This window comes from Microcoleus sp. MOSTC5 (genome assembly GCF_036701825.1).
In the GTDB taxonomy this organism is placed as follows: domain Bacteria; phylum Cyanobacteriota; class Cyanobacteriia; order Cyanobacteriales; family Microcoleaceae; genus Microcoleus; species Microcoleus asticus.
Genome location: NZ_JAUBRK010000124.1, coordinates 1 through 2,099 on the forward strand (window position 1 = coordinate 1; position 2,099 = coordinate 2,099).

Annotated in this window: 2 protein-coding genes; both read left to right on the forward strand. The window is 45.5% G+C overall.

Going from position 1 to position 2,099, the window contains the following annotated elements:
- The coding region (locus QUA54_RS33240) for an FHA domain-containing protein (protein WP_333419174.1) at positions 1–996 on the forward strand (996 nt) is incomplete at its 5' end.
- Between the two features lie 107 nt (positions 997–1,103).
- Positions 1,104–2,099, forward strand: a 996-nt coding sequence (locus tag QUA54_RS33245) for an FHA domain-containing protein (RefSeq protein WP_333419176.1), incomplete at its 3' end; no start/stop codon positions are given.

Genomic DNA, 2,099 nt, shown 5'->3' on the forward strand with positions numbered 1-2,099 from the left:
GTGCTATCGAACCCTACGGTATCTGCACTGCATATAGAAATCTTGTTTGATTCGCAGCAACGCTTTTTGGTGCGTAACTTGCGTGAGAACAATCCGCTCTATATTAATGGACAACCTCTTTCTCAGGGCGAAGCAGCACTGCATCAGGGAAGTGTGTTGCGATTGGGAGAGGCAGAGGTGCGAGTCACGTCCATTACTCAAAGACAATATCCTGTTGGCTCTGTCCCCTCTGGTTCTTTCTCGACATCCCAGCCTTATTCACCTCAACCTGTCGCGCCGACTGTGCCAGCAGGGCGATCATCTGGTTCTTACCGAATGAATGTTGACGAGTATGCACCCAATGTTTCAGGCGGGAATAATCCCCCTGTTCCTAATTCCACTCCTGCTCCTCATGTAGATGGACAGACTTCCAAAATTCCTGAAAATTTTTGGAAGTGGTTTTTGGCAACTCTTGCTGGCTATATTCTCGGTCTTATTGCATTATTTATTATTGCCGTAGCTACGATAGGGACTATTAATGAAAATGAATTCGTATTGAACAGGCTCGAACAATCACGTTGGTCGCCTAGTTTAGCATGGGGTTTCTATGGATTAGTTGTAGGAACACTTCAATGGGTCGTTCTACGGAAACAAATGCCTAAAGCTAGTAATTGGATCCCTGCAACTATACTTGGGTATGTGTTTTATGGTTCTCTAGTGGCAGCCACCAAATATATAAGCTTTTCATCTACTGCTTCTCCAGATCTACTACGAGATATAGGTGTTGAACTTTGTGGTGGTGGGCTAATTGGATTAGCGCAATGGTTTCATTACTTTCGGAAATATATTTTCAACAGTGCTTGGTGGATATTATTGTCAATGACTACCTCCGTGCTTGGTAGTTTGATGAGTGTTTCTAGCGTGACCATAGTTTTGGGTTTGCCGCTAGGTGTCATGATTGAATCATGGTGCGTTAATCGTTTGCTCAAGCAGTATTTTAGAGATTCACATAGTTGATGTCAGTATAATTGAAAACCCAATAATTCCGTATTGCAAGTAAAATACTTTATTACGCCAGCTAAAATTAAGTAGACAATCGGACAACCACAGTATTCATCAGCACAATGAATCAACTAACTTTTGAATGGGCTGAAGCAGGGCAACTCAGAATTGAGGCAATATCCGATCAGCAGCCGAGCAAAAATCCTGGTACAGTCCGAATTGGACGGGATGCTAGCTTGTGCGATATTGTCCTGTCTGACTTCACAGTGTCGCCACTACACGCAGAATTTTTTTTCGATCCGCAGCAGCAATGTTTTTATCTGCGGAACCTGCGGGCTACTAATCCTCCTGTGGTCAACGGCTTGCTCGTACCTCAAGGTCAAGTAATGCTGGATGAAGGCACGACAATTCAGCTTGGAGCCGTTGAATTAAGGGTGCAGTCAATTATGCTTGGTCAAGCTGGCTACGCTCCTACCAACTACGCAACTCAAACAACTCCACCTCCCTATCAGCCAACGAGACAGGCAACTCAATACACTCAACCGCCGCAATCGCAGAATCCAGTTCAGCCAACAATTCCAGTCTCACCTGGTGCGTGGCAGTCTTCGCCTTCCACAACCCCTTCCACAAATCCAATCCCACCTAACAACCCTATACCACCACGCTCAAACAGACTGTCTGTAATTCTGGGAACGAGCGCTGCGGTATTGTTAGCAGTCGTGGGTGGCATTGTGATCGCATCGAACCAGAATTTAATTCCTGGACTAGGTTCTGTCCAAAAGCAAGTAAAAATCGATGCTAGTAACCCTCAGTGTCGAAGAATAACTCCAACAACCGGAGTCACTGCTAAACTGCGTGACCAACCCGACCGTAATCTCGAAGAAGCGAAATTGATAAATCACGGAAGTCTGGTATTGGAGCTTAAAGCTGAATCAGCGTTTGTTCAAGTTCAACTTCCCGATGGTAGCCAAGGCTGGGTTTATAATGATCAGCTACAATCTTGCTCCGAAGCAAGCACTACCGCAAATCCTCCTCAATCGCAGCCCTCTACTTCACAGCCTCAACCTCCGGCTCAAGAACAACCGACAAAAGAGCCAGATCTCTCCTCCAAAGAGAAG